Source organism: Blautia sp. HCP3S3_H10_2 (genome assembly GCF_052122375.1).
Lineage (GTDB): Bacteria > Bacillota > Clostridia > Lachnospirales > Lachnospiraceae > Blautia_A.
Genome location: NZ_JBQKCL010000021.1, coordinates 1 through 26,393, shown reverse-complemented (window position 1 = coordinate 26,393; position 26,393 = coordinate 1). Strand labels below are relative to the sequence as shown.

23 protein-coding genes, 7 tRNA genes and 2 pseudogenes are annotated in these 26,393 nt (G+C 43.2%); 11 read left to right on the top strand and 21 right to left on the bottom strand.

The features are described 5' to 3' along the window. Positions 1–47: 47 nt before the first annotated feature. From ACTQWB_RS17510 to ACTQWB_RS17475, 8 genes are all read right to left on the bottom strand, one after another. Positions 48–860, bottom strand: a complete 813-nt coding sequence (locus ACTQWB_RS17510) for a response regulator transcription factor (RefSeq protein ID WP_441500925.1) — start codon at positions 858–860, stop codon at positions 48–50. Further along, the gene (locus ACTQWB_RS17505) at positions 838–2,574 is read right to left on the bottom strand and encodes a sensor histidine kinase (RefSeq protein WP_441500924.1); all 1,737 of its coding nucleotides are present in this window, start codon (positions 2,572–2,574) and stop codon (positions 838–840) included. The genes ACTQWB_RS17510 and ACTQWB_RS17505 overlap by 23 nt, the downstream gene beginning before the upstream one ends. A 108-nt stretch (positions 2,575–2,682) precedes the next feature. Continuing rightward, positions 2,683–3,828, bottom strand: a complete 1,146-nt coding sequence (locus ACTQWB_RS17500; protein ID WP_441500923.1) for an aldo/keto reductase — start codon at positions 3,826–3,828, stop codon at positions 2,683–2,685. Between the two features lie 44 nt (positions 3,829–3,872). Next, on the bottom strand, positions 3,873–4,169 hold the full coding sequence (locus tag ACTQWB_RS17495; RefSeq protein WP_441500922.1) for a response regulator: 297 nt from the start codon (positions 4,167–4,169) through the stop codon (positions 3,873–3,875). Between the two features lie 60 nt (positions 4,170–4,229). Continuing rightward, a complete protein-coding gene (locus tag ACTQWB_RS17490; RefSeq protein WP_441500921.1) occupies positions 4,230–5,414 on the bottom strand; it encodes an ATP-binding protein in 1,185 nt (394 codons plus the stop codon). A gap of 254 nt (positions 5,415–5,668) precedes the next feature. Further along, positions 5,669–5,896 (bottom strand): transporter substrate-binding domain-containing protein, encoded by a 228-nt coding sequence (locus ACTQWB_RS17485; protein WP_441501127.1) that lies wholly within the window; start codon positions 5,894–5,896, stop codon positions 5,669–5,671. Positions 5,897–6,017: 121 nt separating this feature from the next. Next, positions 6,018–6,866: a DegV family protein gene (locus ACTQWB_RS17480; RefSeq protein WP_441500920.1), complete on the bottom strand. Its 849-nt coding sequence runs from the start codon at positions 6,864–6,866 to the stop codon at positions 6,018–6,020. A gap of 16 nt (positions 6,867–6,882) precedes the next feature. Next, entirely contained in the window at positions 6,883–8,535 is a 1,653-nt protein-coding gene (locus ACTQWB_RS17475) for an ATP-binding response regulator (protein WP_441500919.1), read from the bottom strand. Between the two features lie 271 nt (positions 8,536–8,806). On the opposite strand from ACTQWB_RS17475, the gene ACTQWB_RS17470 reads away from it, so the two are divergent. Beyond that, a complete protein-coding gene (locus ACTQWB_RS17470; protein WP_441501126.1) occupies positions 8,807–9,211 on the top strand; it encodes a PD-(D/E)XK nuclease domain-containing protein in 405 nt (134 codons plus the stop codon). A 453-nt stretch (positions 9,212–9,664) separates the two neighbouring features. Here ACTQWB_RS17470 and nadA read toward each other — a convergent pair whose 3' ends face one another. After that, positions 9,665–10,585, bottom strand: coding sequence for a quinolinate synthase NadA (gene nadA, locus ACTQWB_RS17465; protein WP_441500918.1), 921 nt, complete (start codon positions 10,583–10,585; stop codon positions 9,665–9,667). A 530-nt stretch (positions 10,586–11,115) separates the two neighbouring features. On the opposite strand from nadA, the pseudogene ACTQWB_RS17460 reads away from it, so the two are divergent. The 5 genes and pseudogenes from ACTQWB_RS17460 to spoVT all read left to right on the top strand — a co-directional run. Next, positions 11,116–12,270: pseudogene (locus tag ACTQWB_RS17460) on the top strand (L-aspartate oxidase); the annotation flags it as partial. Positions 12,271–12,571: 301 nt separating this feature from the next. Continuing rightward, the gene (gene nadC / locus ACTQWB_RS17455) at positions 12,572–13,429 is read left to right on the top strand and encodes a carboxylating nicotinate-nucleotide diphosphorylase (RefSeq protein ID WP_441500917.1); all 858 of its coding nucleotides are present in this window, start codon (positions 12,572–12,574) and stop codon (positions 13,427–13,429) included. A 65-nt stretch (positions 13,430–13,494) separates the two neighbouring features. Beyond that, positions 13,495–14,043, top strand: coding sequence for a transcription repressor NadR (locus tag ACTQWB_RS17450; RefSeq protein ID WP_441500916.1), 549 nt, complete (start codon positions 13,495–13,497; stop codon positions 14,041–14,043). Positions 14,044–14,353: 310 nt separating this feature from the next. Beyond that, positions 14,354–14,917 (top strand): M15 family metallopeptidase, encoded by a 564-nt coding sequence (locus tag ACTQWB_RS17445; RefSeq protein WP_441500915.1) that lies wholly within the window; start codon positions 14,354–14,356, stop codon positions 14,915–14,917. Between the two features lie 191 nt (positions 14,918–15,108). Beyond that, a complete protein-coding gene (spoVT, locus tag ACTQWB_RS17440) occupies positions 15,109–15,657 on the top strand; it encodes a stage V sporulation protein T (protein WP_441500914.1) in 549 nt (182 codons plus the stop codon). Between the two features lie 127 nt (positions 15,658–15,784). Here spoVT and ACTQWB_RS17435 read toward each other — a convergent pair whose 3' ends face one another. Further along, positions 15,785–16,171, bottom strand: coding sequence for a hypothetical protein (locus tag ACTQWB_RS17435; protein WP_441500913.1), 387 nt, complete (start codon positions 16,169–16,171; stop codon positions 15,785–15,787). A gap of 265 nt (positions 16,172–16,436) precedes the next feature. Between ACTQWB_RS17435 and trhA the strand changes: the two genes are divergently transcribed. Further along, positions 16,437–17,099 (top strand): PAQR family membrane homeostasis protein TrhA, encoded by a 663-nt coding sequence (gene trhA, locus ACTQWB_RS17430; RefSeq protein WP_441500912.1) that lies wholly within the window; start codon positions 16,437–16,439, stop codon positions 17,097–17,099. A 100-nt stretch (positions 17,100–17,199) separates the two neighbouring features. Here the strand turns inward: trhA and ACTQWB_RS17425 are convergent, their stop codons facing one another. The 3 genes from ACTQWB_RS17425 to ACTQWB_RS17415 form a co-directional block, all read right to left on the bottom strand. After that, on the bottom strand, positions 17,200–17,442 hold the full coding sequence (locus ACTQWB_RS17425; RefSeq protein ID WP_441500911.1) for a GIY-YIG nuclease family protein: 243 nt from the start codon (positions 17,440–17,442) through the stop codon (positions 17,200–17,202). A gap of 355 nt (positions 17,443–17,797) precedes the next feature. Then, on the bottom strand, positions 17,798–18,619 hold the full coding sequence (locus tag ACTQWB_RS17420) for a peptidoglycan DD-metalloendopeptidase family protein (protein ID WP_441500910.1): 822 nt from the start codon (positions 18,617–18,619) through the stop codon (positions 17,798–17,800). Positions 18,620–18,759: 140 nt separating this feature from the next. Next, positions 18,760–19,728: a SpoIID/LytB domain-containing protein gene (locus ACTQWB_RS17415; RefSeq protein ID WP_441500909.1), complete on the bottom strand. Its 969-nt coding sequence runs from the start codon at positions 19,726–19,728 to the stop codon at positions 18,760–18,762. Between the two features lie 206 nt (positions 19,729–19,934). Between ACTQWB_RS17415 and ACTQWB_RS17410 the strand changes: the two genes are divergently transcribed. After that, positions 19,935–21,125 carry a metallophosphoesterase gene (locus ACTQWB_RS17410; protein WP_441500908.1) on the top strand — a complete coding sequence of 397 codons (1,191 nt, stop codon included), beginning with the start codon at positions 19,935–19,937 and terminating at the stop codon, positions 21,123–21,125. A gap of 16 nt (positions 21,126–21,141) precedes the next feature. Here ACTQWB_RS17410 and ACTQWB_RS17405 read toward each other — a convergent pair. Then, positions 21,142–21,297 (bottom strand): annotated as a pseudogene (locus ACTQWB_RS17405) (DUF6783 domain-containing protein); the annotation flags it as partial. A gap of 949 nt (positions 21,298–22,246) precedes the next feature. Between ACTQWB_RS17405 and ACTQWB_RS17400 the strand changes: the two are divergent. The 3 genes from ACTQWB_RS17400 to yedF all read left to right on the top strand — a co-directional run bounded on the left by ACTQWB_RS17400 (position 22,247) and on the right by yedF (position 25,225). Then, complete coding sequence (locus ACTQWB_RS17400) at positions 22,247–24,100, top strand: serine hydrolase domain-containing protein (protein WP_441500907.1); 1,854 nt, start codon at positions 22,247–22,249, stop codon at positions 24,098–24,100. Positions 24,101–24,263: 163 nt separating this feature from the next. Then, the gene (locus ACTQWB_RS17395; RefSeq protein WP_441500906.1) at positions 24,264–24,500 is read left to right on the top strand and encodes a DUF3343 domain-containing protein; all 237 of its coding nucleotides are present in this window, start codon (positions 24,264–24,266) and stop codon (positions 24,498–24,500) included. A 53-nt stretch (positions 24,501–24,553) separates the two neighbouring features. Continuing rightward, positions 24,554–25,225 carry a sulfurtransferase-like selenium metabolism protein YedF gene (gene yedF, locus ACTQWB_RS17390; RefSeq protein WP_441500905.1) on the top strand — a complete coding sequence of 224 codons (672 nt, stop codon included), beginning with the start codon at positions 24,554–24,556 and terminating at the stop codon, positions 25,223–25,225. 335 nt (positions 25,226–25,560) lie between these two features. Here yedF and ACTQWB_RS17385 read toward each other — a convergent pair. The 7 genes from ACTQWB_RS17385 to ACTQWB_RS17355 all read right to left on the bottom strand — a co-directional run bounded on the left by ACTQWB_RS17385 (position 25,561) and on the right by ACTQWB_RS17355 (position 26,280). After that, positions 25,561–25,633 (bottom strand) — tRNA-Lys (locus ACTQWB_RS17385). 94 nt (positions 25,634–25,727) lie between these two features. Next, positions 25,728–25,800 (bottom strand) — tRNA-Phe (locus ACTQWB_RS17380). A gap of 5 nt (positions 25,801–25,805) precedes the next feature. Continuing rightward, positions 25,806–25,879: transfer RNA gene (locus tag ACTQWB_RS17375), tRNA-Met, on the bottom strand. 20 nt (positions 25,880–25,899) lie between these two features. Beyond that, positions 25,900–25,972, bottom strand: a tRNA-Thr gene (locus ACTQWB_RS17370). Positions 25,973–26,013: 41 nt separating this feature from the next. Continuing rightward, positions 26,014–26,095, bottom strand: a tRNA-Tyr gene (locus ACTQWB_RS17365). A 3-nt stretch (positions 26,096–26,098) separates the two neighbouring features. Further along, positions 26,099–26,171: transfer RNA gene (locus tag ACTQWB_RS17360), tRNA-Val, on the bottom strand. Positions 26,172–26,206: 35 nt separating this feature from the next. Further along, a tRNA-Asp gene (locus tag ACTQWB_RS17355) sits at positions 26,207–26,280 on the bottom strand. Positions 26,281–26,393: the final 113 nt, after the last annotated feature.

Here is a 26,393-nt window from a genome sequence, read left to right as displayed (position 1 = left end):
CTTTTTCTTTTCCGATTTTTCTTTTTTGTTTTACGACCGGTTCTTTTTTAACTGCTTTGTTTTTCTTGCTGTCTGTATTCCTGGGGTGACATTCCGGTCATTTTGCGGAAAATTGTTGAAAAATATGAGAAATTGTCATACCCTACTTTTCCTGCAATGATGCTTACAGAGAGACAGGATTTCGCCAGAAGGTGCTTCGCCTGTCCGATTCTAAGTTCCATTATATAGTCCTTATAGGTAGTTCCCGTATATTTTTTAAATAACCGTGAAAAATAATCCTCATTCAGATGAAGCATTTTGGAGGCTTCTGTACGGGAAATATTACGACTTAAATTTTCTTTTAAATATTTTTCCAGCGAATGAATCTGCCTTTCATAATTTTGCTTATCTGCCTCAGTTCCTTCATCCAACTGAAACGAAAGCTCCTTCTCCATTTCGGCCTGGCTTTTTCTTCGCTCTTTTTCCTGTGGCATTTTACTTTCCAGTTTCTCATTCCGTTTCCATACAGCTTCCTGGACAACCTTCTGAATTTCTTCATATCTCGCCGGCTGTAGAATATAGTCAAAACCACCTAACCGGATTGCTTCTTTCGTATACTTAAAATCCGGATGTGCCGTAAGGAATATCCCAAGCAGGTCCATATCCCTCGCTCTTACCCAGCGGAAAAGCTCAATTCCATTCTCTTCAGGCATTTCAATATCTGTAAGTAAAATATCAATCTCCTGATCCAATAGCTGAAGCTTCGCCTCACTGGCACTACAGGCTGTGTATACCTTATCTATTCCTATCCCTTTCCAGTTAATATCATCTCTCAGACTTTCTACAATATCCTTCTGATCATCCACAATCAACAGCTTCATTATCCATTTCCTTTCTGAAGGGCAAGATCAACTCGCTTACTGCACCATCTTCATTATAAAAATAGTATTCTGCTTTATCTCCGTATAAAATATGACATCTTCGTTTCAAATTCAAAATTCCCACACTACTTTTCTCTGTTTCAGTCTCTCCGTTTATTTCCTGTAATACATGATTCGGATATCCGTTTCCATTGTCACAGATCCGGATATCCAGAAATTTACCATTCTCTGTATCCAAAATCTGTCCGTATATTCTAATAAGCAGGGTATTTCCATTTTCTCCTACTTTTGCGTATTTCAAACTATTCTCAATAAACGTCTGAATCCCAAGTGTAGGAATCATCCAATGCTGCGCTTCCCCATCCACATTCCACTTGATTGCAAATTTTCTGCCAGTGAGAATTCCCTGCATTTGTTCATAGTTTTTCACATACTTGATTTCATCCTTCAGCAGAACAAGTTCTTTCTCGGCCTGCAACAAATACCTGAGATGATAGGATAGCTCCATGATCAAATCCTGTGCCTTCTCCTTATCCCCTCTTTTTGCAAGCACGTTCAAAGTCTTTAAACTATTGAGATAAAAATGTGGTTTTAATTGAAGCTTCAGATATTGCATCTGGGCTTTCTGTTTCTGAATGGTTCCTTCGTATGCTGCGATTTTTTGTTTCCGTATTTCGGCAACCATTGCCTCCATTGCCGCATTTACTTTCTGAATCTCTTCCAGGTTCCCAGTATCTTCCATATGGCAATCCCAGTTTCCCTGGCTGATCTCATCCATAGTGTTCTGTAGCTTTTCCAGCGGATAAAAAAATTTCTTTTTCATATATTGATACAGCACAAAAAATGCCACCAATATAGTACATGTCACTGCTACAAGCAAAAGCTGTGTTATATTCATATAGCTGAAAAGATCAAGCTGTATTTGTACTCCCAACCACAGATCAGTTCCGGGAACCTTCGTTAGCAAATATCTTGAAAAATTTTTATTTCTGAAAAAACTATTTTCAAATTTTAATGTTTCTTCTGCCAAATCTTCTTTTACAGAACGTTCTTTCTCATCCTCTATATGGTTATCCAGTAATTTTCCATCTAAACTGTAAAATATATTTCCCTGCTGCCGCTCATTCAATTCCAGATTTTTCTCACCCTCTTCAAAGCTATATACCATTTCCAATAGCGCATAATTCTTTTTGCAATACAAAAATCCATAAACAGATCCATTAACCTGGGTAAACATCCACTCCCAGTTATTGGAAGCAGAGTCTATTATCTCCTGTTGAATTTGTCTGATCTGTTCCAGGTCTTCTTCTGGAATCTTCGTGTCATCAAAACAATACCTTTTTGCAGCATTCTGATAGTCATACAGCAAATATCCATGCAGCCATTCATTCAGCAACATTTTACTGTTTATATCCTGATTCAATTCATATTCATAATCATAGGAATCTTCTGGATTTACTCCACTCCCCAATGCCTGAAAACGAAGATCATTTATATAAATGTCATACAGGTATTTCTGAAGTTCACTTAAATCCTCCCCATAAGCCTGGGCCAATTTTTCTATTACCGCTTTTTGCTCCTGTAATTTTGTTTTTTGATAATTTCCTATTAAAAAACAATCCATACAGGTAAGCAATATCATGATTGCACAGCATCCCAGAACAGTTGAGACCAGGATTACCCGGTTCAGAGACACACTTTTCTTTTCTTTCATTCTGTCTCCTTTGATTTTCTCATCAAAGTTTTTGCTAAAATGGCATATTATGCCCAGTTTTACCCTGGTAACATAACATGCCACTCTTACAGTTATCTTTCAACAGACCTAGTAGCCAAACAGCTCCGCCGTCTTTCTCATCCTCTCAGCAATCGGTACCCCGAATGGGCATCTTGCCTCACAGGCCTGGCAGCCAATGCATTCCGAAGCTTTATGTTCCAACAGCTCATAATGAGACTGCACCGTAGCAGGTACCTTCGGCTGCATGGTTGCCAGATCATAAAATTTATTGATCATGGCAATGTCCAGATCGGATACGCAAGGCTTGCAATGTCCACAATAAGTACACTCTCCACGATAAGAATGCAGCGGGGCATTGGCAAGAACAGAAGCATAATCCTTCTCTTCCTCAGAAGCGGTTTCATATGCAGTCGCAGCGTCAATCTGCTCCTTCGTATCATAACCACACATTATGGAACAGACTGCCGGTCTGGTCAGCGCATAATGGATACACTGCACAGGCGTTAATGTTACACCAAATGGAGAGCGTTTTTCATCGAAAAGTCTTCCGCCTGCAAAGCCCTTCATAACCGTGATTCCAACATCATTCTGCTCACAGACCTTGTATAAACGCGCACGCTCCGGATCAATCCCTTTCAGGCTGGAATCAAATTCTTCAGCAAACATGGTGTCAATGTTTTCACTTGCAGGAAGCATATCAAATGCTGGGTTAATGCTGAAAAGAATCATTTCCACGAACCCTGACTCAGCTGCCTTAATAGCAACCTTCGGGTTGTGAGAGCTCATCCCGATGTGATGGATCACACCTGTATTTTTTAATTCCATCACATAATCCATATACTCAGAATGCTGGATCTGTTCCCACTCTTCTTCGGAATCTATGTAATGGATCATTCCAAGATCAATATAATCAGTCTGCAGTCTTTTTAACAGATCTTCAAATGCCGGGCGCACATATTTCATATCCCTGGTACGGTAATACTGTCCGTCTTTCCAGGTGGAACCAATGTGTCCCTGGATGAACCACTTGCTTCTGTCCTCCTTAATTCCTTTTCCAATAATATCTCTGGACTTTGGATCTGCCATCCAGCAGTCAAGGATATTTACACCTTTCGAAGCTGCATACCGGATCAGTTCGATACTCTCCTCCTCCGGATGGCGCTCCAGCCATTCTCCACCAAATCCGATTTCGCTCACTTCAAGTCCTGTTTTTCCTAATCTGCGAGTTTTCATTTTGCTTTCCTCCTTTATTTTTGATATATCCAGCAGTTCACTCTTTATTTCATAATTTTGCAAATCGTATTCACCAATGTCTCTACACTTACAAGTTTCGCCAGATGACCATTCATTCCAGCTGCAAAAGATTTTTCCCTGTCTTCCTCAAAAGCATTTGCAGTCATAGCAATAATCGGTATAGCTGCAATGTCAGGATTCTTCAATGCACGGATCTGTTTCGCGGCTTCATAACCATTCATAACCGGCATCTGAATATCCATGAAGATCAGGTCATATTGTCCAGGAACAGCCTGTTCCATTTTTTTCCACGGCTGTCCTACCGTTGTTTGCTGTTTCAATTATAAATCCTGCATCCTCCAGAATTGTCTGTGCAATCTCCTGATTCAACTCATTATCCTCTACCAGAAGGATTCTCTTCCCACTATAATTATTTTTTTCCACTGCTTCTCACCACTTAATTTGAACGTCAGATTGACAGTGAACTCACTGCCCTTTCCTTCCTCACTTTTAACCGTAATGGTACCGCCCATCATATCTACAATGTTCTTGGTAATTGCCATACCCAGTCCGGTTCCCTGTATTCCGCTTACTGTAGATGTCTCTTCCCGTGAAAAAGATTCAAAAATATGCTCCTGGAATTCAGGTTTCATACCAATTCCAGTGTTTCGGATAATAAACTGATAACTACCATATCCTGTCGGTGCGGATTTCAACTGTCTTACACGGATACCAATTGTTCCGCCAATTTTGTTGAACTTAATACCATTGCTCAAAATATTCAGCAGAACCTGGGTCAGCCTCAGCTTATCCGCAATAATATCCTCATCCCACACATCTACTGTATCAATGAGAAAATCGAGCCGTTTGGAAGCAATATTCGGCTGTACAATAGTTCGGATATCATGCAGCAGATCCGGCAGATGTAATGGGTTCTCGTTAATCTTTACTTTTCCGCTCTCTGCACGGAGCAGTGCTACCTCCAGTTCCTTATGGCTCTCCTGCAGTTTTTTATTTAATTCCTGGGATTGTTTGGCTGCTTTCTTTGCTTTTGCCTCGGCAACCCTTGATTTTTTTAAGGAACTAAGGATTATCACAAGGATAATGCCAAATATCACAATAAATACTGTAACAACTATCAGAAGATTATCTTTTATAAATTGTGTCAAAGTAACCTTCTGACTGCTGTTTTCATACATGGACAGGGCGCCGGAAAACATGGCAGCTGACATAGTGTCCAGCGTTTTATTCAATACAGACAGCAGAACTGTATTTTCCAGGTCCACCGCAAAGGATATGTTGCACTGCTGCATCAACGAAGCAACATACAGCTTCTTATCTTCAATGTACTTTGCCAGACGACCAATCTCATCAACAAAACAGTCTGCCTCTCCTGAATGTACCGCTTTTACAACATCTTCTGCGGAATCATACTCCACGATTTTCCACTTCGGATAGTTATAGGAAATATACCATTTTAGTGACAGTTTTCCTTTTTCTATTGCAACCGTATTTTCTGCATTTTCGTCAAAATAATTTTTAGCAGTAACAGCTGCCATATCCGCCGTCAAAACGGTATTGGACAAAATAAAACCATTGTCTTCTGCAGCTGAAGGATTCTGGCTAAAATGGAAGATCCTATCAATCCTGCCATCCTTTAACGCTTGTATCAGTTCTTCCTTTAAATCCGGACGGTCTTTATTAATAACAAAATAAGGTCATGTTTTTCTTCCCACTCGAAAAATTGTGTTGCATGGATGCTTCCTTCCAGCAGACCAACACGCTTGCCATTTAAAGAATTCAGATCAGAAGCAGAAATGTCCGTGTTTCTCAGGTCTGCTTACAGATAATATCGTTCTTCCCCCATTGGCAGTTCAGAAAAAAGCATTTTTTCTGCGCGTTCTTCTGTATAGGAAACACCGCTCATCAGATCTATTTCCCGATTCTCCATCATTTTCAGCAGGTCAGACCAGCCAGCATTTACATAATCGTAAGTCCAGCCCGTATACGCAGCCACTGACTGCTGATATTCATAACCGTATCCACTTTTCTGGCCATTTTCACCGATAATGTTATAAGAATCCTCATACCAGCATTATATAAATTCTCTACGTTGTAAAATCCGCATATTACAAGCATTATCCGCATTATTTCAGTATTTTTTCTTAACCTTTTCTGGCTCCAGGTGGTCACTTCGCAATAAATAAAACGCCCAGTGTCCCTGGCCCACAGTGACTGGAGATTACGCCGCCAGCCCGCGTTTCCAGTATCTCCTGGAAAATTCCCAGACCTTCCAGATAACTGCGCACTTCCTCCACTATAGCCCGGTCACACCCCGAATGGGTGATAAACACACGGTCCGGTCTTGCATTTTTCAAGCTATCTTCCATATCCTTCACATATGACAAGATCACAGAAGCGATCTTTCCGCGGTATTTCTTCGAAGCATTCATAGCTCCATTTTCTACCACGATTCTGGGATGCAGCTTCAACACTCCGCCAGCCATGGCTGCAACTGCGTTACAGCGTCCACCGCGATACAGATAAGTAAGAGTATCCACAACAAAGCTTGCCCGCACATTTAGCTTCAACGCCTCCATGGCAAAAGCGATTTCTGCCGCGGTGTGGTGATTCTGCGCCATAATTGCCGCTTCTATTACCAGAAGTCCGATTCCAGTGGAAAGATTGGCTGAATCAACCACTCTGATCCTGTCCGTGGCTTCCAATTCCTCAGCCGCAAGGCGCATCACATTTCCAGAAGTTGACATACTTCCGGAAATGGAAAAACAGACAATTTCGCGTCCTTCTTCCACATAAGGGCGGAAAAGCTCCACCGCAGCAGCCAGAGACGGAGCTGAAGTCTTCGGAGTCGTCCTGTGCTCATCAGACCAGGCAAAAATCTGCTCTGGCGTAATATTTTTACCATCCTCATACTCCTCTTCACCCAGAAGAATATGAAGGGGCAGAATGTCTATCTCATACTTTGCAACCAGCTCCGGTGAAAGATCACAGGTGCTGTCTGAAATAATTTTAACCATATTATAAATCTCCTGTTCATTTTCGAATCTTATTCGCCAGAAACTTCTTCATGGTATCTGTCACAGTCTTACCATCCAGCGGTTTCACCAGATGCTCATTCAGCCCGGCTTCCAGGCTCTTCTCAATATCCTCCTGAAACGCATTTGCACTCATGGCAATAATGGGAATGGTGATCGCATCTGCCCGGTTCATGTGCCGGATCCGTCTGGTAGCCTCCAGACCGTCCATAATTGGCATCATAATATCCATCAGGATAATGTCAAAAAATCCGACTTCAGAATCCCTGAATTTTTCCACTGCTTCCTCACCATTTACAGCAGTAAATACCTGTACCTGCTCCTGTTCCAGGTGGAATTTCGCAATTTCCATATTCAGCTCATTATCTTCTACGAGAAGAGCTTTTACCCCTTTCAGGGACAAATATTCAAAGGATGGAGTCTTGACCTCCGGATTATGATTTACTTTAAACGGAAGCCGGATCGTATATTTCGTTCCCTCATTTAATTTACTCTCCACCAGCATGGTTCCACCCATTGCTTCCACAGTCTGCTTGACAATAGAAAGACCAAGTCCAACACCCTTTATACTGTTCAAAGATGTATTATCTGCCTGAATATAAGGTTCAAAGGCATGCTCCAGAAATTCCGTACTCATTCCGATACCTGTATCGGAATTAATAAATTCAAACCATACCGTTTCCCCATCACAGCTGATTTCCTTACATCTGCAATAAATCGTACCGCCCTTTTTGTTATATTTTATGGCATTACTGGAAAGATTCATCAGAATTCTGGAAAGCCCTTCCGCACTTCCAATCAGATACCTGTGCTCAATGTATCCCGGTTTCCAGTCTACAACAGAATGGAGTCCCTGGGCATTGCACTGCATATCTGTCATTGCCGTCAGATTCATCAGCAGGTCGATCAGATTAAAGGGCTGCTCCGACAGATCTACTGACTTATTTTCCAGCCGGTTCATATCCAGGACATTGTTCACCAGGGAAACCAGATAATCTGCTGCCACCCACATTTTCTCCCTGCATTCGTTCTGTTTTTTCAGATCGTTGGGATAGCTGTCCGCAATGCGCAGCATTCCCAGAATCCCATTGACCGGTGTACGGATATCATGGGAAATAGAGGACAGAAAACGGCTCTTCATCTCATTTGCGGCAATGGCATCCTTCTTTTCTTCTTTTGCCCTGGCCACTACATCATCAATGTAACGGACTACCATAAGCACCTGCTCCGGATCTCCTATGTCCAGATACCGCAGCTGGCAGTCATGTATCTTTCCCCCTGCTTCTGCCTCAAATACAATGCTGTATTCCTTTTTCCCGGCGAGCTGGGTTTTAACATTTTCCAACTTTATTTTTTCCCGTATATACGCCTGCTCATGGTCTACAACAAACTTGTCAATTAAGTTCAGGCAACTCTTATCATATGGCATTTCTGGTCCTATGTCCCTTTCATTTACCATATCTCCAAAGTCGGTGCTGATTATTCTGACCGTTTGTTTTTTCAGATTTACAAGGCAGAAGCTGACATAATCCTTTCCCAGGATTTCCAACAACCGCAGCTGCCGTGTTCTGTCATCCCCAAATAAATCTGCCAATCCGTTTTCTTCCGCTGAAGCATTCTTTTCCACATTTTTCTTTTCCATATTTTCCATTATCATTTCTCCTGTCGTTAGCTGCTGGAACACAGCCACAATCCGCAACTAATCTGTATTCATGGGATTTTTATTGATAAAATGGTGCAAAAACCTAATTTAATTATACGCGGATGGTCGGCTTTGTCAATTTTATAGTCCTTAGCTAATTGAATTTTTTAACATATCGTGTAAAATAAAAACGAAAGCCTAATGGAATATATAAGCCTGGATTTTGACGGATTGTCCAGAACCATTGCCGAGCTGATTGGTAGTATTGAGATAGAAGTAAATACGAATAGCGATTGAAAAAATCCATACAGAAGAAACAGCTCTCTTATTTTATAATAATGAACAGTCACTGCGCAGCATTATTAAGCTCGCTTATTTTAGTTACAGGGACTATTATCTGAAATTTGAGGAATTACCTGCTGGAAACGGCTATGCCGATATCGTATATCTTCCAAAAAGAAATTCACCTCTTCCAGCTCTTGTAATTGAAATGAAATGGAATCAGTCTGCTAAAGGCGCAATTGATCAGATTAAGAACAAACACTATCCCGATGCGATTAAAGATTTCGGTGGGGAAATTCTGCTGGTTGGAATAAATTATGATAAAGATGTGCCAGCGGGAGAACGTAAGCATACCTGTACCATTGAGAAATGTAGCTCCTGTTCACAACTTAACCAGCAATGAAATATATTGAGATATAGCTGAAATATATTGGATAGAATTTGCCAAATAAAATTTCTTTTTTGACATTCTTTTAAAAACATGTTAATATAATTAGTATAAAAGGTGCTACCGATAGACGGTTAGTCCGGTTTGATTATAAAAATAACCGCTTAGTTTTCCAGACACGGGCGGTTATTTTTGTGATTTACTATTTTCTTTACCGAATGCATATCCGATACTAAAGCAGGTTAAGCCGAAGCTCACTACTGCAATGAAATCTACGATACTCATTGGCTTAGCCCTCCTTTCCGACAGATTCCCTTATGGGTTTCTATGTAATCAGAGGGTCACAGTCCCTCTGGTGAAGGACTAACCGCCTACCGTTATGGTAGCACCCAATATTATTTTATCATTTATATAATTATATTACAATAAATATTTTATTATGTAATAATTTTTCTGCTAATCCCGTTTTTATTCCCCTAACGTCAGCATGGTATCAATACAAGCCTTCGCCTTCACTCTCACATTCTCATCCAGATTGATTTCCTCTCCACCCTGTCCACGAACACAGTTATATACATCCATCAATGTAGTCAGCTTCATATTGTGACATACACAATCCTTGGACAGCGGGTAAAATTTCTTCTCCGGGCACTCGAACTGCAGATGCTGCACGATACTGTTTTCCGTTCCGATAATAAATTCTTCTGCGTCACTTTCCTTCGCATATTTCATAATCCCAGTGGTACTTCCAATATAATCAGCCATAGCAGAGACCTCCGGCAGACACTCTGGATGTACCAGGAATTTCGCCTCCGGATGAGCCGCCCTTGCTTTTTTCACATCTCTTACGGACATTCTGAGATGAGTCGGACAGCCTCCATGGACAAACTTAAACGTCTTCTCAGGAACCTGTTTCTCCACCCAGGCACCAAGATTGCAGTCCGGAATAAACAGGATCTTATCATTATCAATGTTTTTCACAATTTTTACCGCAGAGGAAGAGGTTACGCACACATCACAGATTGTTTTCAACTCCGAAGTGGTATTAATATAAGCCACAACCGTATAATCCGGATTCGCTTCCTTCAGCGCAGAAAGCATTTCCACATCCAGCTGCTCTGCCATGGGACATCCCGCACCGCTGTTGGAAAGGTAAACTGTTTTCTCCGGAGAAAGAATCTTTACGGTTTCTGCCATAAATCTTACCCCGCACATCAGCACATTTCTCTGCGGCGCCTTAGCAGCCTGCTGGCTCAGCCCGTAAGAATCTCCTGTGTAATCGGCAACCTCCAGGATTTCCTGGCTCTGGTAAGCATGAGCAAGAATACAGATATCTTTTTCCTTCTTTAAACGCAGAATTTCATCCTGCAGCTGTCTTGTTGTCATCATAATTACTTTTCGCTCCTGTTTTTATTTTTGCACTTTTCGATTTTAATTTCCTGTTTATTTCTTTATATCTCTTTTGGGGATACGCTTCTTCACATTTAAGTTTTACACATTCCTCTTTCAAGACATTTTCTTAGGATTATATTCTCTTACCGTCCCACTGTCAACAAAAAAGTTTACAGTTATCTTGTCAATTGTAAAGTTTAGTGGTATACTACAGGACATGTCAGCCTGTAAAATTTCTAGAAACGCTTTCAAAAAGCCACCCGCAACTAGTATGACTCACGCCAATTGGCGACCTGATTCATGCAGGATAAATTTTCATCTGCAAGGCGGAGGAAGGAGGCGTAGCGGTGGCTACGGCGACTGACGACAACGCAGTAGATGGAAATTTAGACAAATGAAGCAGGTTGCTAATTAGCGTAAGTCATACTAGCCTGTAATATGGGGCGTGCAGATTGCATGAATGATTTTTCAAACAGGCTCTAGAATTTTAAACATAACATTTTCAACCAAAAAGGACTTACAAAATTATGAAAACAGATATCCTCATCACAGGAAGCGGCTGTTCCGGCCTTTATTGTGCCCTCAAGCTTCCCCGCGATAAAAAAATCACCATTATAACCAAATCAGATCTTACCAGCAACGATTCTTACCTTGCCCAGGGCGGCATGTGCATGCTGAAAGAACAGTCCGATTATGATAGCTTTTTCGAAGACACCATGAAAGCCGGCCATTACGAAAATGACAAAAAATCTGTAGAGATCATGATCAAGACCTCCCCGGAGGTTGTCAAAGACCTGGTTTCCTACGGTGCCCGCTTTGAGCGCAACGAAGACGGCAGTCTTGCCTACACCAAAGAAGGTGCCCATTCCACCAACCGCATCATTTTTCACGAAGATGTAACCGGCAAAGAGATCACCAGCTCCCTGCTCCGAGAGGTACAGAAGCTGTCCAATGTAGAGCTTCTGGAATACACTACCCTGGTTGATATCCTGGAAAAAGACAACCACTGCTATGGCGCTGTCATCCGCCGTCCAGATGGTTCCCTCGATACTGTTACTGCCACCTATACAGTTCTGGCAAGCGGCGGTGTAGGCGGACTTTACAGACATTCAACCAATTTCCGCCACCTTACAGGCGATGCCCTTGCCATTGCCAGCAGACATCACATCGAACTGCAGAATCCGGATTACGTGCAGATTCACCCCACCACCTTTTACACCAAACGCCCGGAAGACCGCAGCTTTCTCATTTCCGAATCCGTCCGCGGCGAAGGCGCCAAATTATATGACAAAAACATGAACCGATTTGTGAATGAACTGCTGCCACGCGACCTTCTTTCCGAGAAAATTCATGAGCAGATGGCAAAAGACGGCACCGACTTCGTCTGGGAAGATCTGCGCACCATCCCTGCGGAAACCCTCCGCCACCATTTTCCAAACATTGTTGAACACTGCCGGGAAATGGGCTATGATGTGTTCAAAGAATGTATCCCGGTGGTTCCTGCACAGCACTATTTCATGGGAGGCGTAAAAGTGGATCACGAAAGCCGTTCCTCCATGGAAAATCTTTATGTAGTAGGCGAAGCTGCCTGCAACGGTGTTCACGGCAAAAACCGGCTGGCAAGCAATTCCCTGTTGGAGAGCCTTGTTTTCGCAAGACGTGCTGCACAGGATATGGCAGAGCATGATCTGGCTGCACAGAACACGGCAACACACGACGCAACACAGAATCCAGCAACACAGGGCTCAGCAGTGCAAAACCCGGCAACGCAAAACCCGACGGATAACACTCCGATTACCGCAAAAAATCCAGAAACAGCTACACGTACTAAGGAAACTGCCAGCGAAATTGCCGATTACTTAGCTTCCCACGTAGATTTCACTCCGTACCAGGACATCCAGTCCCTCGCCGAAACTTATCACCACCTCGCCACCCAGGCCATTACCCTTGGCCAGAATACCGAAGGCAGAAAGGAATTTTTATATGTTTGATCAGGTAACTCTTGGGTTAAATGTTGACCCATATATTTTAAGTGCATTAAAAGAAGATATCACCAGCGAAGATGTCTCCACCAACAGTGTAATGCCAGATCCAACTCCGGGTGTTGTAGATCTTATCTGCAAACAGGACGGCATCATCTGCGGTCTCCAGGTTTTTGAACGTGTTTTTACACTTCTGGATCCATCCACAAAGGCCGAATTCTATGTAAAAGACGGCGACCATGTAGAAAATAAGCAGCTCATTGGAAAAGTTTACGGAGACATCCGCGTACTTCTCTGCGGAGAAAGAACCGCCCTCAATTATCTCCAGAGAATGAGCGGGATTGCTACTTACACCAGCCAGGTTGCAGCCCTTCTTGAAGGCACCGGCATCAAGCTTCTGGACACCAGAAAAACATCCCCAAACAACCGCATTTTTGAGAAATATTCCGTTCGTGTGGGCGGCGGCAACAATCACCGTTACAACCTTTCCGACGGTGTTCTCCTGAAAGACAACCACATCGGTGCCGCTGGCGGCGTAAAGCAGGCCATCTCCATGGCCAAAGCCTATGCGCCTTTTGTCCGCAAAATTGAAGTAGAAGTAGAAAATCTTGATATGGTGAAAGAAGCTGTAGAAGCTGGCGCTGATATTATCATGCTGGACAACATGACCACTGAACAGCTGAAGGAATCCATTGATTACATTGCGGGCCGTGCTGAAATCGAAGTTTCTGGAAATGTAACAAAAGAAAATATTGCCAGACTCACTGGTTTGGGTGTAAATTATGTATCAAGCGGAGCACTTACACATTCTGCTCCTATTATGGATTTATCCATGAAGAACCTTCATCCGGTTGAATAAATTTCCATAATCAACAGGCTACAAAAGGCTTTTAATACTACCACCCGCAGACAGGAGATGAACATATGAAAGGTGAAGAACGAAGAAAACAGCTTTTAAATATCCTATCCTCCAGCAATAGTCCCGTTTCCGGCGGTACTTTATCTAAAGAATTAAACGTAAGCCGTCAGATTATTGTCCAGGATATTTCTCTCCTGCGTGCCAATGGTGCTACTATTTTTTCCACCAATAAGGGCTATCTGCTTCAGGAGGATAAGAAATATTCCAGGGTTTTCAAAGTTTTCCACACAGACGACCAGGTGGAGGAGGAATTATCCACCATTGTAGACACTGGTGGACAGATCCGGGATGTATTTGTTTATCATAAAGTATATGGTGTCCTGCGCGCCGATATGGGAATTAAATCCCGCCGTGATATCCACGCCTACATGGATGAGATCAGCACCGGCAAATCCAGCCTTCTGAAAAATGTAACCTCCGGTTACCACTACCACACCATAGATGCCGAAAGCGAAGATATCCTGGACGCCATCCAGGAAGAACTTCAGCAGAAAGGCTTCCTGGCGAAATTACAGGATTATGAACCGGTTGATTTCTGGGGCGGACAGGACTAAACTCTATTTCAAGAGCCATAACCCGTTAGCAATATCTCCCATTAGAAATATAATACATTAAAATATAACACATTAGAAATGTATGCCATTAGGCACACCATTAAAAATTACACCTACTGCAATTCCCGAATCAGAATACAGCAGGTGTAATTTTTTTCTCTTTTTCAGGCCCCCTTCTCCTGATGTCTATTTGAAAAAGCCAGGAATACCATCCCCCTAATCATATTCCAGCTTCCGGCAGCATACATATAAAAATATTGTAACTGTTCAGCGCCAAAGAGGCTTTCGCCTCCTGAAAGGGGGATTTTTCATGCCATACCTGTACACCCGCCTGATTAATAAAACGCATCCACTCCCATCCGACTATGTTCCCGAAAATCTCATAGATATCGGAATTCCCTTCGATGCACCTCCCGGTGACCCGAAACGTCTTCTGGAAAAAAGAGCGGCCAAGGCTGCCCTTCGTCTCATAAATACGGCCTGTCAGGAAGGTCTGTGCCTTTATGGGATTTCCGGCTATCGTTCCTACAAACGCCAGATGGAGCTTTACACCGGAAGTCCCTATGTCGCCGCCCCTGGCACCAGTGAGCACCAGAGCGGCCTTGCACTGGATCTCTCCTGCCCGGCCATCCGCATGCAGCTTATCCCTGAATTTTCCCACACTCCTGAGGGCCAATGGCTTGCCCGAAATGCCTCCCTTTACGGTTTTATCCTCCGTTATCCAAAGAATAAAGAATCCATCACCGGCGTCCCTTACGAGCCCTGGCATATCCGTTACGTCACCCGTGAGCTTGCCGGATATCTGAAACTGACGGGCCTGACTTTGGAGGAATATTTTGCGTTTTCACTCAATAATTCATTGCAGAATCAATAAGTTTTGCGATTATAAACCGCAAAACTTATTGCTTTCTTCGCGTTTTTATTCTATTTCCAAACGCATAATTCCCCCATATTTTCGCATACTATCCATACACTAGAAAATATGGTAACCGTTCAGTATTGCGCAGTTGGCTCTGAACAATTGCCAGGTATGAAAGCCCACGAAAGTACAGGAGGAACAGATAAATGAAAGCAACAGGAATCGTAAGAAGAATAGACGATCTAGGCCGGGTAGTCATCCCCAAGGAAATTCGCCGGACCCTGCGTATTAAAGAAGGCACACCCCTTGAAATCTTTACCGACCGTGAAGGTGAGATCATCCTGAAAAAATATTCTCCCATCGGAGAACTCAGCATGTTTGCAAAAGAATATGCGGAATCCCTTTCCCAATCCACCGGAATGCTCTCCTGCATTACCGATCACGACCAGGTGGTAGCTGCTGCCGGTCCAGGAAGCAGGGAATTTATTGGAAAAATGATCAGCAACCAATTGGAAGGCGTCATCAATGGCCGCGAATCAAAATGTTTAAATGCCAGGGACCGGGGAAAAGTTCCTGTAGTAGATGAACTTCCGGCTCCAGCCAGTTCCCAGGTTATTCAGCCCATTATTGCCGCCGGGGATGCCATAGGCAGCGTTATCCTTATGGGAAAAAATGACCGTGACAACATGGGCACCAGTGAAAAACTTCTCGCCCAGACTGCCGCCGGATTTCTTGGACGGCAGATGGAGCAGTAATTTTTAAGTCCCTGATAAGAAAACGCCAGTTCCGGCAAAAGTCGGTTCTGGCGCCTCTTTATATAAATCATTTATTCAACCCTGGAGCGTATTTAAAAAAGTCTTTCTGCAAGCTGCACCCCATGGCTCACACTCTCATATCAGAATTCACCTGGCTGTGCATAGCCGCCATCTTCTCCCTCTGCTTCGTAATATCAAAATACTCCGCTGAAATAACCCCATGCTTCACCAAGGCATCAAAAACCCTCTTCTGCTCCGGCGTCATCGCCATCCCCACAGTCGAATTATAATCCGTCAACACACAGCCGGTCTTCTCTATCATCCAGAACAATGCAGAATCATTCTCTGGAATCATCTTCCAGATTTCCTTCTCCGGATATGGCAAAAGAGCCATCATCGTCTGAAGATGTCCACCATTCTCAAGCAGTCTGTAATCTCCATCTGGCATAATGATTCCATCCGAAAAATTCGGAATCTGATCTGCTCTCTTTAAAAGCTCTTCTGTAACCTTCACTGCAAGTTCCCCCTGTTTTTCATTCTTTTATTTCGATTTGTAAAAAGATATTTTCTTAATCATACCATAAACTCATCTCCTATACTATCGTATATTTTGAAGCATTCCAGTGTTTTCATTATTTATATATTATAAAACTTCTTAAAACCCCTTGCATTTTTGAAAAAAAGTGTTATAGTTATTGCATACTTCTTGATGTAGTTTCAATTACTACTTGCAAAAGTTTTTGTTACTCTTACGCCTGGTTTTTATTGGAGGTGTTATCATGAAATTTAAATTAAAAGATCCAGGAAGTGCGATCACACACGGTATTGCCTTTCTCCTCGCAGCTTTTGGCGCCGCACCACTGCTGATCCGTTCTTCAGTATGGAGCGACCACATCCATATCATAGCTCTAAGTATTTTCATCCTTACCATGATGCTGCTTTACGCAGCCAGCACCCTCTACCACTCCGTAGATTCCTCTGCGAAGGTAAACCGCCGGTTGAAAAAGCTGGATCACATGATGATCTTTGTTATGATTGCCGGAAGCTATACTCCGGTATGCCTGATCGTTCTTCATAATAAGACCGGTTACGCTCTTTGTGCACTTGTATGGGCCACCGCTATCCTCGGAATTATTTTTAAAGCATTCTGGGTAACCTGTCCGAAATGGATCTCTTCGGTTTTATATATCGGCATGGGCTGGTTATGTGTCCTGGCCTTTGTTCCGATCATTCACGCATTACCAAAGGCTGGATTTGGCTGGCTTCTGGCTGGCGGAATCATCTACACTATCGGCGGTGTGATCTACGCATTAAAGCTTCCCATCTTTAATGCACGGCATAAAAACTTCGGTTCTCACGAAATCTTTCACGTATTTATCATGCTTGGAAGTGCATGCCACTTTATTGTTATGTACTGCTTCGTTGCGAATATGCCTGTTTAACAGCCTGGAGCCTGTTTGAAAAATCATTTCTGCAATCTGTACGCCCACTTTGCGGGAGATTTTGCAGAAAGCCTTTTTCAAACATGCTCTTGGCGTTTTTTCAAAACTCCATCAGCTTCAGCTTCTTCGCCCGCGTCAGCTGCTTAATGGCATATTCCCGGCTCATAGCTTCTTCCTTCGTGGCATATCCTTCATAGTAAACCAGCGTTACCGGCCGTTTGGTTTTCGTATATTTCGCTCCGTTTTTTCCACTGTTGTGCGCCTTAAGCCTTTTCTCCAGACAGTTTGTCCAGCCTGTATAAAGGCTCCCGTCCGCGCACTTTACAATATAGGTATAATTCATAGACTTCCTCTTACCAATGTTCTATGTAAAGGAGCGCCCCGGCCTATACGAACCACGCCGTCCCCGCTCCTTATCTCTATTTTTAAGCAGCCGGTTACAGATCTGGTATTTTCCCATTCTCCTCTGACTCAAAGCTTTCTCACTTTTCCCGATAGCAGGTAGCTGCTTCAGCCATTTCTCCCATCTCCCGGAAAAAAGCAGGTAGGACACAATACCGGCTGCGGATTTTCCCACCTGCTTTATTATACGTTCTTTTTCTCTTTTTGTGAATGCGTTATCTACCTCAAACGCAATTCCAGTTCCTTGTCACGGCGTAAATAACCCCTGATTTCATTCCTTCTGAAAATCGTTATCATCACGGCAAATATACAATCGGATCAATTGGCTCCCCGTCTTTTTTCATTGCGAAATACAGGTTGCTACCTTCCTCGCTGTAATATTTCGTAGGTGATGCAATATAACCGATAATAGAGCCTTTCGTAACAGTATCACCTTCTGCCACATCCAGATCTGTCAGCTGGCCATAAATTGCCTGATATCCGTTTCCCAGCTCCATTGTCACCGTTGTACCAGTCTGTGCATCATTTTCGATTGAATACACGGTTCCATTTACAGCAGAAACCACCGGCGCACCTTCCACAGCCTGTACTGCGATCGCCGGGCTTAATTTGTACTGATCCAGAGTAGGGAAATAAACACTCTGATCCATACTGTAATCAATCAGAACATGTCCGCTCACCGGCCATTCCATCAGTGTATCCTCAGAAAAATTGATTTCCGGCCCCTTATGCAGGGAAACCTGTGCATTTACACTAGCGCTCTCACCAATATCCGCTGAATTATAAATTCCGTTGCTGCCTGCATCTGCCGCACTTGACAGCCCATCCAGACTATCCGTGCTTGCCGCACTATCTATGGAATTCCCATTCAGAATTTCATTTCCTGCCACTCCATCCATATCAGCCTCTACCAGGTTTGTTCCTACTTCAGCCAGTGAATCTGCATTTTCCCCACCGTCTGTCTCTGCCAGATTTTCTTCTTTTGTGCTTTCCAGAGGCAGTACCTCCTGGATATGTTCCTTTTTGCTGGCTGATTGATAAGCAGTCACTCCCAATACTGCTGCTACTGCAAGAAGTGCACCATTGAAAATAAATTTTGCTGTTCTGTTTTTCCTCATATTCTTTCACCTCTACATACATTCTGTTCACAGCTGTTGTCTGTATTTATAGGGTGTCCAGAATATGTAAGCTTATTCAGGCTTTCTCAATTTTTATAAAATTTCTCCAACTATCCAACGTTTTCAAACAGTTTCACACTTCAGCGTCTGTGTACGGTACTTATTTCCATCTCAGGAAAATATGTTTCCAGAATCTCCTCCCAGCTGCTGCCGTTTTTTGCCATCTCATTTCCCCCATACTGGGAAAAGCCCAGTCCGTGCCCCTTTCCTTTGCAAAGGAATCGTACCACATTTCCTACTCTCTGCATGGAAAAGTCTGCCGAAGCAAGATGCATTCCCTGCCGGAAAGTTTCCCCTTCCAGCCAGTTTCCATCTGCAGTCAGTGCCGTCACATAACCTGCGCTGTCCCGTTTTTTGATCACTAATTTTGCCGGAAGCTGTGTGACAGACACATATGTACTGTTTACATAATCTGGTGAATCTTTGTCCTGACTGCTGTCCACCGCTTTCAGATACGCATATTCTTCACTGTGAAAAACTTCCTCCCCATCCCTTGTGGTACCACTGCTAATCTCATGATAAGGAACTAATTTTAATTCTCCCTTATATGTAAGCACCTGATATGCTGTTTTCTCTGCTGCCTCCTCATAACGCTGAAGCCTGGCTGACATTCCCAGAAATTTCCATAAAGCAGCCAGATTTCCGGACAACCTGCCATTCTCACATAAATATTTTGTTTCTCCCCATTTTCCATCACTTATTTCTCCGCTGTTTTCTTCACTTTTTTCGCTGGTAATTTCGCTTCCAGCTTTCTCCCCTGTAAGTATTTTTCCTATTTTTTCCAAAATCTTCCCTTCGCTTTCCCCAGCTTCCAGGCACCGGTACAACGTTGACCTTGCGATCACCGCCTGCGCATTTACAGCCTCCTGTTCATAATCCCCCTTCAGCTGCACCATAAGAAGCAGTGGAACCAGCTTTTCTTCCCCAGGCGAATAAAGTAAAAGTGCTTTATCCGCCCCATTTAAAATAATTGTGCATACATAAGGCAGCAACAGAATAAAAGGAATAAAAAATCCCGAACTGAAAAATCTCCGAAACCATTTTCTCATGCTTTATTTTCCTGCACTCCGTCACAAATTACTGTTCACTCTGCGTCCAGTAACCGTCACAATCATTTTCTCCCTATTATATGCACAATTGCAAAAATTTATTAACCGTAGTAAACTATACTCCATGCCCATTAACTGCCAGAGCAATCCTGCAATCGTTTTACTCTGGATGAGCTTCAATAAGCACTATGATTAGGAGGTTTTCTATGGCCGCACTATTTCTGGCGCCCCTGTATATCCTGATCAACTTTTATGTTGTAAGATGGATGATACGCTGGATGAGCGCCTGTCACAGACTTTTTCAGACAATGGCATTCCGCGTCTCTTTCGTGGGAATTTATATTATACTTGCAACTGCCCTGCTCACAGGCTTCCTGATAAAGAAACCAGCTGCTCTGCATCGCATCCTGAAGCATATCGGCAACTATTTTCTTGGCACTTTTGTCTACATCCTTATGGTTGTTGCCGTTGTGGACTTGGTCCGCCTGATTCTGAAATATATATTTCATGCCCCATTTATCGGACAGCGAAGCACTTTTGTGGTTACCGGACTTTTTTGCACTTTACTGATCATCTCGCTCAGCACTTACGGAATCCTTCACGTAACCCACGTGAAAACCACATCTTATAACGTAAATATTGCCAAAAAGGTAAACGGTATGGATTCTCTGAAAGTCGTTCTTCTTGCCGACACCCACTTCGGATACAGCATGGGCACCTCCCAGGCCAGAAGAATCGTAGAAAAGATCAATGCAGAAGATCCAGACGTGGTCTGTATCGCCGGAGATATTTTCGACAATGAATACGACGCTATTTCGAAACCAGATGAATTAAAAGATATTCTGAAAGGAATTAAATCCAGATATGGCGTTTACGCCTGCTGGGGCAATCACGACCTTAACGAGCCCATTCTCGCAGGTTTTACCTTTAATGGAAAAGAAGACGATTACAACGATCCCAGAATGGAAGAATTTCTTAAAGACGCAGGCATCTGCCTGCTGAATGATGAGTCTGTTCTTATTGACGACAAATTTTACATAGTTGGCCGCCGTGATGCTTCTCGCTATGAAAAAGTGGAGGGATCACGCCAGACTCCGGCCCAGCTTACCCAATCGCTGGACCAGAGTAAACCAATTATTTTTATGGATCACCAGCCAAAAGAGCTTGAAGAAATAGCCGCAGCCGGTGTTGATCTCGACCTTTGCGGTCACACCCATGATGGCCAGATTTTCCCCGGAAATCTTATTATCCATCTATTCTGGGAAAATTCCTGTGGTTACCTTCAAAAAGGCAGTATGCACAACATTGTCACTTCCGGTGCCGGAATCTGGGGACCAAACATGCGTGTGGGAACCGACAGCGAGATCTGCTCTATTTCAGTTAGCTTTACGGACTAAAAACAATCCTCCAAAATCATGCCTGCAAGCTACATTTCCCACTTTGTAAAAGGCTTTCTGCAATCTGTGCGTTACAATTTGTAGGATATTTTACCTGGATGAGGGCGTCGTAGCGGGCTACGACAACCGAATTTAAGCGAAATATCCCGCAAAGTGGGACGTACATCTTGCAAGAATGTTTTTTTTACACTTTCCTTTGCAAAATTTTTCTGGTGTACCATCCCGTATCCAGTTTCCACCTTTTTTCCCAATCCTCCCACAATTGCTCATCTGGGTAATTCTTTCGCCAAAACTTTCTGTGAATTTTCCCACACAATTTATGCGAAATCTTTCCGCAAATTTTCCCGCGTGATTTACGCAACCTCTAATCATGTCTTGTCCACAATCATTTCTATACATACCAGGTATTTTTCTCTGCTCATTACCGTAAAAAAATCTGCCTGGAAGAAACAGGTTGTCCCATTTTCCACGAAGCACACCTGTGAAAAAGCAGGTCATTACCGTCAATATCATATTGAAACGTTCTTTCCAATATCCCATAAACGTCCTCCTTTTCCTTATGCCTGGACACGCTCTATGGAACTGCGCACTTTCCATGATTGTGCAGGTCTAATTATATGATGTTCGTGTCAAAAGGTCTTTTGACACTAACTCAATACCACGGATTGTTCCGCAGCTACGCTGCTCTCACAATCCTTCAAACATTCGAAATCCGCTGATTTACTGCGTAAATCGCTACTTTCTCATGTTTGGCGGGTCCCAAGATCAAAAGCTTTATCGTGCAAGCACGAACAGCTTTTTGACCTTTTGACCCTGGTATTATTATATTTATGACTGACTCTTTCCCCATTAGAACTGTTTTCTGTTTTTTTACTGTAAAATTCCAGACAACACCCATAAATGCTTACTGCTTAACTTTGTTTGCCGTAATGCTGCTCCACGATGCATAGGCTTCACAACGCATGGAAATCATACATTTTCATAATTTGATGCCGAGCTTCCCGCCCTTATTGACACACCAGATTCCCACTGCTACAATAAATGTTACAATTCACTTTGTGGACAGGAAACAATAAATTCACCCTTAAACGTCAGCGCTTCCAATCAGAAAGGAGCATCTTATGGCAAAAGAGCAGATTGCAGTTGCAGAACTGATCACAAATATCATTCTCGGAAAAACCGACGGTGCCAGCCGTGTGGATTTTTTTCCTCAAAAACCTAAATTTCCATTTGATCAACCATACGAGCAGCCATTTCCCAGAGCCACACCGGAAAGCCAGGGCATTTCCTCTGATATGCTTTCGAACCTGCTGCGGGATCTGGCGACTTCAAACTATACAGACATGCATCATTTCATGGCTCTTCGGAATGGCAAGGTCATCTGCGAAGCTAATTTCGCCCCATACCGCAGCCGTATATGGCATGTAACCCATTCCATGTGTAAAAGTATTACCGGCATGGCTATTGGGCTTCTTGTTGAAGAGGGCAAACTTTCCCTGGATGAAAACATTTATAATATTTTCCAGAAGAACCTCAGTACTCTGGCAAAAATCTTCCGCCCTACTGTCACCGTAGAGAATCTTCTCACCATGACCAGCGGCGTTACTTTTAATGAATCCGGAATCGTGTCAGGAAATGACTGGCTTACCAGCTATCTGAATTCTTCTATCACAGGCAACCCAGGAGAGAATTTCCTCTATAACAGTCTGAACACCTACGTTTTATCCGCAATCATCACAGAACGCACCGGACAGACACTTACAGAATATCTGGAGCCACGGCTTTTTGCACCTCTTGGAATTACCCGTTATTTCTGGGAAACCTGTCCCAAAGGCATTACCAAAGGCGGCTGGGGGCTTTTCCTCTGCACCGAAGATATGGCCAAGCTTGGCCAGCTTTATCTGCAGAAAGGCAAATGGAATGGCCAGCAGATCATCCCGGAGTTTTGGGTTGAAGTCTCTACAGCCAAGCATAAAGAGAGTATCGAAGGCACTTACGGATACGGTTACCAGATGTGGATGGAAGCCCGTCCAGGCAGTTTCGAATTTAATGGAATGCTGGGACAGAATGTAATCGTTTATCCGGACATGAATATGGTCCTGGTAACCAATGCAGGCAACAATGAGCTTTTCCAGGACTGTGTCATGCTGAACATTATCCGCAAGCATTTCCCGCTGGACTTTCATCCTGCAGATGTATTGCCGAAGAATCCTTGTGCACAGCTTCTCCTTAACCGCCTCACCACCCAGCTGGAACACGGTACCCTTACTTCACAGACACTTCCTGCCCTTCGAAAGGGGGGCTGGAAAAAGAATCCATCTGGCCTTAGGCGTAGCTCAACAAGGCACTCAAATACCTGGAATTATGTGAAAGGACTTCCTTCACCAGATCCGTATCAGCTCACTATGCAGCTAAATGGAAAAGTATTTGAACTTTCTCCACAGAGCATTGGCCTTTTTCCATTATTTATCCAGGTTTTCCACAATAACATGACCGAAGGTGTGCAGAAGTTATCTTTCACCTGCGAAAAGGGCGATTTTTCCGTAAGTTTCCTGGAAGCCGGTCAGTGGCATAATATTCCTATAGGCCTTGGAAAACCCAGGGAAGCCTGGCTCACTCTCCATGAAGAAAGTTACCTGGTTGCAGCCTCCGGGCAGTTTACTTCCGATGAAAATGGTACTGCTGTCCTAAAACTTGACCTGACTTTTCTCGAAGAATGTGTACACAGAAAAATCCACATTTTCTTCCTGCCGGAGAATGAAATTCTCATCCGCTGGTACGAAACACCAGGAAAGGGCATGATCATGGAAGGTTTGGAATCTATCACAGAGGAAATCTCCAATAACTTCCTTTATGGAGCCTTCAAAGGTGCCGGTGGACTTGACATTCTCCACCGGATAATGGAACAGACCATTGAACCTGTGTCCCATGGATATCTGGTAACATCCGTAGCAGAAAACATGCCTGAACAGTAAACAGCCCCCATAACCGCAAGTGCTCTCAAGTTTACTTAGAACACTTGCGGTTTTAGTTTTATAGGACTATACTAAAGCATATGTAATTGTTCAAAACCAAGCAGGTTTAACGGTATAAAAGTGTGAGTCCTGCTCGCATGAACGAACAAATAGGAGGTGTACAATGCTAGCCCAGGAAAAACGACTGATCATCACATTTCGTTGTACCACCGATGCGATTGCCATGGAAAAAGCCTGTAAGGCAATCAGTGCTCCCGGCAGATTGATTCCTGTTCCCAGGTCTATTTCTGCCAGCTGCGGCCTTTCCTGGTGTGCAGATCTAAAAGATCAGCCTGGCCTTGAGGAAATACTTCAACAACAGGATTTACAGCCTGAGGGAATTTATGAATGTATAATTTAAAAAGGAATTTATGAACAGCTAATTTGAGTATTTAATATAAGGAGGAATTTTATATGAATAACAAAACTGTAGATGCGCGCGGAATGGCTTGCCCGCTTCCCGTTGTAAATGCAAAGAAAGCATCTGAAGAAATGACACAGGGCGGCACTCTTACCGTTCTTGTAGACAATGAGATTGCAGTTCAGAATCTTACCAAGTTTGGTAATAATAGAGGATTTACTGTCTCTTCTGAGAAAAAAAGTGATAAAGAGTTTACCGTATCTTTCCAGATTCCCGAAAAAACTACACAGGCATCCGCTTCTGCCACACCATCAACAGACAAGCCAGCCGATACCCAAACTTCTGAATCAGCTATAGCTTCACCTGCTTGTGCTCCAGATTCCAAGAAACCAGGACTTGTCGTTGTTCTTTCCGCTAATACTATGGGAAACGGTGAGGAACAGCTTGGAAAGCTTCTTATGAAATCATTTATTTTTGCCCTCACCAAACAGGATCAGCTGCCAGAAACCATTCTCTGCTATAACTCAGGTGCCTACCTTACCAGTGACGGCTCTGATTCCCTGGAAGATCTGAAATCCCTTGAAGCAGAAGGTGTAAAGATTCTTACCTGTGGTACCTGCCTGGACTTTTACGGATTAAAAGAGAAGCTGGCAGTCGGTGGTGTCACCAACATGTATGAAATTGTAGAAATTATGGAAAATGCAGAAAGCATCATCCGTCCATAATTCTCCATACCCGCTTATAATCCATATACCACTTATAAAATAAAACTTCACTCTCAAAAAAATCCACACTTACATATTTAATTGGATTTCCATAAACACGCATAATAGGTTTGAACTCGAAACAGATTCAAACTCTATTTGGCGACATGGAAATTTAATCTAATATGAAAGCGTGGATTTTTTATAAGACATTGAGACACTTCTGGGACATTTTATTTTCAATAAGACTCTTTTAGGACATTTCGTTCCGATTATTTGCGATTACTTTTGTTTTTTTTAAAACAAAAAAATACCGAAAATCCTTTATTTATAAGGATTTCCAGCATTTCCGAGAGTGAAGCATCGGGGATTCGAACCCCGGACAACTTGATTAAAAGTCAAGTGCTCTACCAACTGAGCTAATGCTCCATATCAAATATAAAATTTTAAGTGATCGAACTTTTTAGTCGAATCATTCACATTTTAAACACCCAGGCTTCTATCACCCTTTTGGCATTTAAAATGCCCAGAGCCGGAATCGAACCAGCGACACGAGGATTTTCAGTCCTCTGCTCTACCAACTGAGCTATCTGGGCATAAGTAGCGGGAATAGGATTTGAACCTATGACCTTCGGGTTATGAGCCCGACGAGCTTCCAGACTGCTCCATCCCGCGATATATTCTTTTGAAACAAAAGCCGATGATCGGACTCGAACCGATAACCTGCTGATTACAAATCAGCTGCTCTGCCAATTGAGCCACATCGGCACGTAACCACTGGCTACAACAGATGAATTATATTCATCAAATGGATGGAGAAGGATTCGAACCTTCGAAGGCATCGCCAGCAGATTTACAGTCTGTCCCCTTTGGCCACTCGGGAATCCATCCATATGGGACCTATAGGGCTCGAACCTATGACCCTCTGCTTGTAAGGCAGATGCTCTCCCAGCTGAGCTAAGATCCCACAATATTTAATTTATGCTGATTGCTATCAGCAAGCGACCCGGAAGAGACTCGAACTCTCGACCTCCGCCGTGACAGGGCGGCGCTCCAACCAACTGAGCCACCGGGCCAAATAAAGGTTTGCACCTTCAAAACTACATACATGTTACATCCTTTGGAATACTTTGTCAAGAATCTTTTTTCAACCTTGCGATTGTTGGTCAAGCCCTCACCCTATTAGTAA

Coding starts and splice junctions, on each gene's coding strand:
- ACTQWB_RS17510 (WP_441500925.1), bottom strand. CDS start 860: ATGAAGCTGTTGATTGTGGATGATCAGAAGGATATTGTAGAAAGTCTG.
- ACTQWB_RS17500 (WP_441500923.1), bottom strand. CDS start 3,828: ATGAAAACTCGCAGATTAGGAAAAACAGGACTTGAAGTGAGCGAAATC.
- ACTQWB_RS17420 (WP_441500910.1), bottom strand. CDS start 18,619: ATGAGGAAAAACAGAACAGCAAAATTTATTTTCAATGGTGCACTTCTT.
- nadC (WP_441500917.1), top strand. CDS start 12,572: ATGTTTGATCAGGTAACTCTTGGGTTAAATGTTGACCCATATATTTTA.
- ACTQWB_RS17415 (WP_441500909.1), bottom strand. CDS start 19,728: ATGAGAAAATGGTTTCGGAGATTTTTCAGTTCGGGATTTTTTATTCCT.
- ACTQWB_RS17425 (WP_441500911.1), bottom strand. CDS start 17,442: ATGAATTATACCTATATTGTAAAGTGCGCGGACGGGAGCCTTTATACA.
- yedF (WP_441500905.1), top strand. CDS start 24,554: ATGAATAACAAAACTGTAGATGCGCGCGGAATGGCTTGCCCGCTTCCC.
- ACTQWB_RS17475 (WP_441500919.1), bottom strand. CDS start 8,535: ATGGAAAATATGGAAAAGAAAAATGTGGAAAAGAATGCTTCAGCGGAA.
- nadA (WP_441500918.1), bottom strand. CDS start 10,585: ATGATGACAACAAGACAGCTGCAGGATGAAATTCTGCGTTTAAAGAAG.
- ACTQWB_RS17445 (WP_441500915.1), top strand. CDS start 14,354: ATGCCATACCTGTACACCCGCCTGATTAATAAAACGCATCCACTCCCA.
- ACTQWB_RS17400 (WP_441500907.1), top strand. CDS start 22,247: ATGGCAAAAGAGCAGATTGCAGTTGCAGAACTGATCACAAATATCATT.
- ACTQWB_RS17450 (WP_441500916.1), top strand. CDS start 13,495: ATGAAAGGTGAAGAACGAAGAAAACAGCTTTTAAATATCCTATCCTCC.
- spoVT (WP_441500914.1), top strand. CDS start 15,109: ATGAAAGCAACAGGAATCGTAAGAAGAATAGACGATCTAGGCCGGGTA.
- ACTQWB_RS17410 (WP_441500908.1), top strand. CDS start 19,935: ATGGCCGCACTATTTCTGGCGCCCCTGTATATCCTGATCAACTTTTAT.
- ACTQWB_RS17505 (WP_441500924.1), bottom strand. CDS start 2,574: ATGAAAGAAAAGAAAAGTGTGTCTCTGAACCGGGTAATCCTGGTCTCA.
- ACTQWB_RS17395 (WP_441500906.1), top strand. CDS start 24,264: ATGCTAGCCCAGGAAAAACGACTGATCATCACATTTCGTTGTACCACC.
- trhA (WP_441500912.1), top strand. CDS start 16,437: ATGAAATTTAAATTAAAAGATCCAGGAAGTGCGATCACACACGGTATT.
- ACTQWB_RS17480 (WP_441500920.1), bottom strand. CDS start 6,866: ATGGTTAAAATTATTTCAGACAGCACCTGTGATCTTTCACCGGAGCTG.